Source organism: Streptococcus pseudopneumoniae (genome assembly GCF_001072375.1).
Lineage (GTDB): Bacteria > Bacillota > Bacilli > Lactobacillales > Streptococcaceae > Streptococcus > Streptococcus pseudopneumoniae_L.
The window spans coordinates 1-7,120 of the sequence record NZ_JVKV01000083.1 but is presented as its reverse complement, the minus strand read 5'-3'; the positions used below and the strand labels follow the sequence as shown (position 1 = coordinate 7,120).

Genomic DNA, 7,120 nt, shown 5'->3' with positions numbered 1-7,120 from the left:
GCGGCTAGTTTCCTAGTTTGCTCTTTGATTTTCATTGAGTATTAAAAGGTAGTCTAGCATTCAATTCTAATCAGAAATGTGATATACTTAGTAAGTAAAATTTTCAAAGAAGAGTGAGATGATAAAGGTGCAAGAACCAGTTAAATTATTCCAATACAATACTTTGGGAGCCTTGATGGCGGGACTTTACGGTGGAACCATGACCGTTGGTGAATTGCTTGAACATGGTGATTTAGGATTAGGAACCCTAGATTCTATCGATGGAGAATTGATTGTCTTAGATGGGAAAGCATACCAGGCTAAGGGTTCAGGTCAGAAACCTGAAATCGTTGAAGTTTCACCAGATGCCTTGATCCCCTATGCAGCAGTTGTACCCCACCAGGCAGAAGTTATTTTCCGTCAGCGTTTTGAAATGACTGATCAGGAACTTGAAAAACGTATTGAGTCCTATTATGATGGAGAAAATCTTTTCCGTTCCATCAAGATTCATGGTGATTTTAAGCATATGCATGTTCGTATGATTCCAAAATCAACAACTGAAACGAAGTTTGCTGAGGTTGCGACGCATCAGCCTGAATATAGCTGTGACAATGTCTCAGGAACTATCGTTGGTTTTTGGACACCTGAAATTTTCCATGGAGTTAGTGTTGCTGGTTATCATTTGCACTTCATTTCAGACGATCTAACCTTTGGTGGCCACGTGATGGACTTTGTCATCAAGGAAGGGATTGTAGAGGTGGGAGCTGTTGACCAGTTGGATCAACGTTTTCCTGTTCAAGACCGTCAGTATCTATTTGCTAAGTTTAATGTTGACGAGATGAAAAAAGATATCGAACAGGCAGAATAAAAGGAGTCATATATGAAAATTCATGTAATAATAACGATGCTGGCCTTATTTGCCATCCTCATTGCAGCAGTTTGGTACGCAAGAAAGAAATACAAGATTAATTTTGCAGTTTTAGGACTTGGGGCAGTTGCATTTTTTGCTTCTTCTCAAGTCTTGGAGAAAATCGTTCATCTCTTGGTTCTTCATCCACAAAAGGATGGGACAGTTCCACTCATGTCAGAAAATCCTCTTCTCTATGTGATTTATGGCATTTCTATGGCTGCTATCTTTGAAGAAACAGCTCGACTTATTTTCTTTAAATGGTTGGAGAAGAAAAGAACTTTGGAAGATTCAGATGCTCTTGCTTATGGATTGGGGCATGGTGGTTTAGAGTTGATCTATATCGGGATTGCAAGTTTACTCAATCTCTTCATCCTCTTTTCAGCAGTAGAATCTCAAAATCCAAACATTATGCAACTCTTGCCTGAAAGCACGCTTGCTACGATTAACAATCTAGCGGCATGGCAGATTTACCTTTTGGGACTTGAGCGAATCCTGGCCTTGCTTCTTCAAGTTGGCTTGACCTTCTGGGTTTATCAAGCAGTTCGCCAAAAGAAATGGATTTATCTAGTAGCGGCTTATGGTTTGCATGCCCTATTTGACTTGGCTCCGAGCCTATCTCAAGTTGGTTGGTTGTCAAATCCACTTCTAGTGGAGGTTATTCTTCTTGTAGAACTTCTGGCTTTTGTCTGGCTGACAAAATCTACATTTTGGAAAAAATCATCATAAAAAGAGGGAAACCTCTTTTTATTGTTCTCTGTTATCTCTGTTATTTGTCTGTTTATTAGCTCTTTGTAATTTTTTTCGCTTACCTAAAATTTAAAGAAGTGACTACTGCAAGCAGATAGGAATTAGTTTTTACAAACTGTGCTTGGATAAGCTGCTTACTGGAAGATATACTATTTACCACCTCAACATCAACTCTGTCTAAGACCACAAAAAAATAAATTTTTTTTATTTTCCTCTTGACATGGAACGCGTTCCAGAATGTAAAATGGTATCAAAGGTTGGGAATGCGCATTTAAACCGACCTATCACACGCTAGCGGATAAAGAAGAAAAGAGGACAAGATTATGACCATCAAACGTATTTTTTCAGATATGGACGGCACCCTTCTAAATTCTGAGGGCCGCGTTTCTAGCGAGAATAGCAAGGCTATCCGTGATGCCCAAATTCCTTTAACTCTAGTTTCTGCTCGGGCTCCCATGGAAATGCGAGAGGCTATAGAGGAACTCCAGTTGACTGGACCTCAAGTTGCCTTTAACGGCGGTTTGATTTATCAACTTGTGGAGGGGAAAGTCAAACCCCTTCATACAGATATCCTTCCTAGAAAGACAGCACAGACTATTTTACAGGCAGTGCGCAAGCATTTTCCACACATTAGTATAAGCTATTATGATATGACGCACTGGTATTGTGATACAATAGATGAAGGGATTCGCCTAGAGTACAGCATCACACGCCAGACACCGACCCTGCAAAACAAGGACGAGTTTCTAGCAGTCAAGGATAATACTTTCAAAATTATGATGATTGCCCTAGATAATAATGACTTATTGTCTTTGGAAAAATATTTACAATCACTGGACTTGGGTGATGTCAGCATTCTTCGATCTGGCCAGTACCATCTGGAAATTACCAGCAAAACCGCTAAAAAATCAAAAGGGATTGCCTATATTCTCAAAAAAGAGGGGCTTGATATGAGCCAGACTGCTGCCTTTGGTGATGGGCACAACGATATTCCAATGCTCGAGATGGTGGGTTATCCTATCGTGATGGACAATGCATTTCCTGACATCAAAGAGCTAGCTTATAAGGTTACGCGTAGTAATGATGATCACGGTGTCGGCTATGGCATACGTAAGTATCTTAAAAAATTGAACTAATCACGTGTTTGGAGGGCGACAATCCTCCCATAGAAAGAAAACAATGACAAATATTCGAAAAATTGCCAAACTGAGTGGCTATTCGGTTTCTAGCGTATCACGGGTTATTAATAACCATCCTCATGTTTCAGAGGAAGCTCGCCAGAAAATTTTGCAAGTTATGGAGGAATTGGACTATCGTCCCAACATCCTAGCTCAGGAATTAAGTTCGGGTTCGACTCGTAGGGTTGGTGTGGTTATTCCCTACACGACACTCCATCCATATTTCAGTCAGTTACTGAATGGGCTTTTGGATGCGGCCTTGGCTCATAACCACACCCTACTCATCCTACCTTCTCGATATGATATAGATTTGGAAAAAAATTACCTGGAGCAACTTCGAGGACGGGCCTTCGACAGTCTGATTTTCACCTCTCGCAGTGTTGATATAGAAACCATTGCTTCTTACGCTAAGTATGGCAACATTGTCTGCTGCGAGGAAGTGCAGGAACACAATCTAAGCAGCGTCTATGTGAACCGGATCCATGCCTGCAAGACAGCCTTCAACTGGATTAAAGACCAGGGAAAAAGCAAGATTGCTTTGCTATTTACCCGAAAAGACTTAAAAAGTTCTACTTATCGTCTAACCATGGAAGCTTATAAGGAAGTCTTTGGTGGGAAAGAGGAACCTCTGATTTTGGACGGAATTTCCACAGGAGAGGACGCTTATGAACAAGGAGACAGCTTGATTAAGCATGATTTAGACTGTATTTTTAGCAATGGAGATGATGTGGCAACTGGTGTAGTTCGTTACTATCAGGAGAAAAATCTTGAATTACCCTTGTTGATTGGCCAAGAAAAGCAATTGACAGGAGAGGTACTGGGGATTCCTACCATTGATAACAAATCCTACCAACTCGGTCAGGAAAGTTTCAAACAAGCACTCTCGGACGAAAAACGGACCATTATCCTACAATCGGAGTTTATCATACGATGATAAAATAGGCTCAAGCGACAACCGTCACTTGAGACCTGTTTTTCTTTTATACAGCATCCGTAAACAAACTAGGATGCAGATGCTTAGGCAGGCAATTAAAACCAGACGATAAGGATCAAACTCTGAGCTAGAACTAGATAGGTGCACCAAGTTGCCAGAGAGATAAAAGACTAGTACACTAACAAGATAGGCAATTCCCTGATAAATATTCCAAATAGTAAAGGGGTTGGGGCTAGCTGCCTGGTGTTTGACTAGGGAAATGTAGAGTCCCCATAGAGCTCCGACAGCTCCATTTAATACGCCCCAACCGATGCTCCAAAAGACTGTATAGGATGTAGCATCATGAGGAAGAAAGAATATCAAGAGAATCTCGCATCCCGTCATCACTAACAATATTGTGAAAAACAAAGAACGTCTTTTCTCAAAACAAGGACCTGCAAGAGCAAGGGCCAGTACATTTCCCAACAGGCTCATACTCGAATACAAAGATACAAGTTTAGCGGATAGGTGCAATACTTGTACCATATAGAGGACATTCATGGTTAAGGTTACATATAAAATCAAGCTATCTAAAAGTAGGATACGAAGATGGTGCCAGATTTGTTTTTTCAAAACCTGCCAATCCATTTGCCCTGTTTCTTGATGATTTTGAAACAAATGATAGTCTGTCTGTAACTGTTTCAAAAGGATAAACTGCAAGATTAGACTAACAAGTGCAATTCCCAGTAGGCAACGATAATGGAATGATGTTAGCTCCTTACCGATACAAAAGGAAATAAGGAGAGTATAAAAGCTCGTGACCAGCTGAAATAAACCTAAGTGACTGAGAAATTTTGCACGGGATTTTTCTTCTGTTACCAATAGTATCAAAGGATTCCAAGCCAGTCCAAAGCCTAGCTCCACGGTTATCTGATACAGAACTAGAAAAACAGTGTAGATAGAAAAAGTCACCCTTTCATAGGGAATTACCACTAATATTGCTATCAAACACAGCTTAGACAGTACACTCCACCGCATTAAGTCAAGGAGATTTTTCCTTCGCATCAGATAAGACAAGGGAATGCGGACAAGGGCAATAATGGGCAGCATGGTAATCAGCCAGCTATTTTGCAAATCACTAAAACCTAAAATCTGACTCATAAAAAGAATCATAAAGTCACCTGTGATGGTGATAGAGATAATTTGATTACTGAGGCTGAGCCCTACTATTCTAGATTGATACGATTTTTTCATGTGTTTTCCTTTCTTTGCCCATTATAAACCAACGTTTATCGCTTTTCTAGGAGTTCATGATGAAGAAATATGCACTTATGTTGCAAGGAGAAAGTATTTATGAAACTTTGGAACTATTTTAAAGAAACATCCAAGGAATTTTATTTAGAAGAATGTGGAATTGATGATTTTTCTAACTTTCCGTTTTACGATTATACTGTTTTTCAGGATTTTGTTATTCACTGGATTTGCGAAGGGAAAGGCTACTTGGAAGTTGATGGGCAAACCTATTCTTTGGAGAAAAATGATGGTTTTATCCTAAAAAAAGGACAAAAAGTGCGCTATTGGGCCAATCAAGAAGATCCTTGGACAACCTATTGGTTGGGATTTTCTGGTGAAAAACTGACCGAATACCTCCACAACACACAAGTATTTTCTGAGCCTGTTTGTCATTTTTGTAGTCATTTTCAAAGTAGGAAAATCATTGAAGACATTTGTCACAAAACGGCAGAAAATAAGCAAAAGGAAAGCTGGTACCGGATGCAAGTTTTTACCTTCCTCCACTATCTGCAGGAAGAACTTCCAGCAGAAATGCCACTGAGCACCATTCAATTCCCTGTCGAAAAAGCTGCACATATTTTGCTACAGCAGTATGCACAAGATATCTCCATTCAAGAGTTGGCATCTCAGGTCGGACTCAGTCGCAGTACCTTGTTTCGTCAGTTTAAGAAACATTACCATAAATCTCCTCAGCAATTTCTCCTTGAAACCCGTCTGCTAAAGGCAAGAACTTTCCTAACTGATACAGATTTGTCTATAAAAGAAATTACCATGGAAGTCGGATATCAGGATCAGCTAGTCTTTTCAAAGGCTTTTAAGAATTTTTTCTCTATAAGTCCTAAATTTTATCGTCAAGGCTGGGAAAATCATCCAACTGATTAGAATACATCCTATTTAGGATGGTCTTATTGGTTACTTCAAGTTCAGATAGATTCGATAAAAAAAATTTTTTTAAACTGCATCCCAAAAGTTAGACAGTATACATCTAATTCTTGGGGTGTTTTTATTCACATCATTCATTTGAAAAAGCTAACCAAATCATCGAAAAATAGAGCTAAAAATGGTATAATGGAATGAATTTTATAAAAGGATTAGAAAAATGACCGTATTAGATAAACTAAAAGAAACCTTAGAAGGAATCGATATTCGATTCGATGAACCGCTAAAAACTTATACCTATACCAAAGTTGGAGGGAAGGCAGATTATTTAGTTTTTCCACGCAATCGCTATGAGATGGCTCGTGTGGTAAAATTTGCCAATCAGGAAAATATTCCTTGGATGGTTCTTGGAAATGCAAGTAACATTATCGTCCGTGAGGGTGGAGTGCGTGGTTTTGTAATCATGTGTGACAAGCTTAATAATGTTTCTGTTGATGGCTATACCATTGAGGCAGAAGCTGGAGCTAACTTGATTGAAACCACTCGTATTGCCCTCCGTCATAGTTTAACTGGTTTTGAGTTTGCTTGTGGAATTCCAGGAAGCGTCGGTGGTGCTGTCTTTATGAATGCCGGGGCTTATGGTGGTGAGATTGCTCATGTTCTCCAGTCTTGTCAAATCTTGACTAAGGAAGGTGAAATCGAAACCTTGTCTGCTAAAGACTTGGCCTTTGGTTATCGTCATTCAGCCATTCAAGCATCAGGAGCAGTAGTCCTATCTGCTAAGTTTGCCTTAGCTCCAGGTAATCACCAAGTCATCAAACAAGAGATGGATCGCTTGACCCACCTTCGTGAACTCAAGCAACCTTTAGAGTATCCTTCTTGTGGTTCAGTCTTTAAACGTCCGGTAGGTCATTTTGCGGGACAATTGATTGCAGAAGCGGGTTTGAAAGGATATCGTATTGGTGGCGTAGAAGTTTCAGAAAAGCACGCAGGCTTTATGATTAATGTTGCTGATGGAACTGCTAGAGATTATGAAGACTTGATTGAGTCTGTCATTGAAAAGGTTAAAGAACACTCAGGTGTTACTCTCGAGCGAGAAGTTCGTATCTTGGGTGAACATGAGTAATTACTAGAAATAGCTTAGCTGCTACTAACTAGAATGTCGAGGGGGTGAAAGCCTATCGGTAGCGAAGATGCATGCAGGAGGTCTAACTCCCTGCA

The 7,120-nt window shown here is 39.9% G+C and carries 7 protein-coding genes; 6 read left to right on the top strand and 1 reads right to left on the bottom strand.

Annotated elements, in window-relative coordinates; translation table 11 throughout:
• Positions 1–118 precede the first annotated feature (118 nt).
• The 4 genes from budA to ADH31_RS07005 all read left to right on the top strand — a co-directional run bounded on the left by budA (position 119) and on the right by ADH31_RS07005 (position 3,748).
• Entirely contained in the window at positions 119–847 is a 729-nt protein-coding gene (gene budA, locus ADH31_RS07020) for an acetolactate decarboxylase (protein WP_049509787.1), read from the top strand.
• A 12-nt stretch (positions 848–859) separates the two neighbouring features.
• A complete protein-coding gene (locus ADH31_RS07015) occupies positions 860–1,615 on the top strand; it encodes a YhfC family intramembrane metalloprotease (RefSeq protein ID WP_049509785.1) in 756 nt (251 codons plus the stop codon).
• 344 nt (positions 1,616–1,959) lie between these two features.
• Positions 1,960–2,772, top strand: a complete 813-nt coding sequence (locus ADH31_RS07010; RefSeq protein WP_049509783.1) for an HAD family hydrolase — start codon at positions 1,960–1,962, stop codon at positions 2,770–2,772.
• Positions 2,773–2,815: 43 nt separating this feature from the next.
• On the top strand, positions 2,816–3,748 hold the full coding sequence (locus tag ADH31_RS07005) for a LacI family DNA-binding transcriptional regulator (protein ID WP_049509782.1): 933 nt from the start codon (positions 2,816–2,818) through the stop codon (positions 3,746–3,748).
• A 24-nt stretch (positions 3,749–3,772) separates the two neighbouring features.
• On the opposite strand, the gene ADH31_RS07000 is transcribed toward ADH31_RS07005, so the two are convergent.
• Positions 3,773–4,981, bottom strand: coding sequence for a membrane protein (locus ADH31_RS07000; protein ID WP_049509780.1), 1,209 nt, complete (start codon positions 4,979–4,981; stop codon positions 3,773–3,775).
• A gap of 99 nt (positions 4,982–5,080) precedes the next feature.
• Between ADH31_RS07000 and ADH31_RS06995 the strand changes: the two genes are divergently transcribed.
• Positions 5,081–5,902: an AraC family transcriptional regulator gene (locus ADH31_RS06995; RefSeq protein ID WP_049509778.1), complete on the top strand. Its 822-nt coding sequence runs from the start codon at positions 5,081–5,083 to the stop codon at positions 5,900–5,902.
• A gap of 217 nt (positions 5,903–6,119) precedes the next feature.
• A complete protein-coding gene (gene murB, locus ADH31_RS06990) occupies positions 6,120–7,025 on the top strand; it encodes a UDP-N-acetylmuramate dehydrogenase (RefSeq protein ID WP_049509777.1) in 906 nt (301 codons plus the stop codon).
• The last annotated feature ends 95 nt before the right edge of the window (positions 7,026–7,120 follow it).

Coding starts and splice junctions, on each gene's coding strand:
- murB (WP_049509777.1), top strand. CDS start 6,120: ATGACCGTATTAGATAAACTAAAAGAAACCTTAGAAGGAATCGATATT.
- ADH31_RS07005 (WP_049509782.1), top strand. CDS start 2,816: ATGACAAATATTCGAAAAATTGCCAAACTGAGTGGCTATTCGGTTTCT.
- ADH31_RS07010 (WP_049509783.1), top strand. CDS start 1,960: ATGACCATCAAACGTATTTTTTCAGATATGGACGGCACCCTTCTAAAT.
- ADH31_RS07000 (WP_049509780.1), bottom strand. CDS start 4,981: ATGAAAAAATCGTATCAATCTAGAATAGTAGGGCTCAGCCTCAGTAAT.
- ADH31_RS07015 (WP_049509785.1), top strand. CDS start 860: ATGAAAATTCATGTAATAATAACGATGCTGGCCTTATTTGCCATCCTC.
- budA (WP_049509787.1), top strand. CDS start 119: ATGATAAAGGTGCAAGAACCAGTTAAATTATTCCAATACAATACTTTG.
- ADH31_RS06995 (WP_049509778.1), top strand. CDS start 5,081: ATGAAACTTTGGAACTATTTTAAAGAAACATCCAAGGAATTTTATTTA.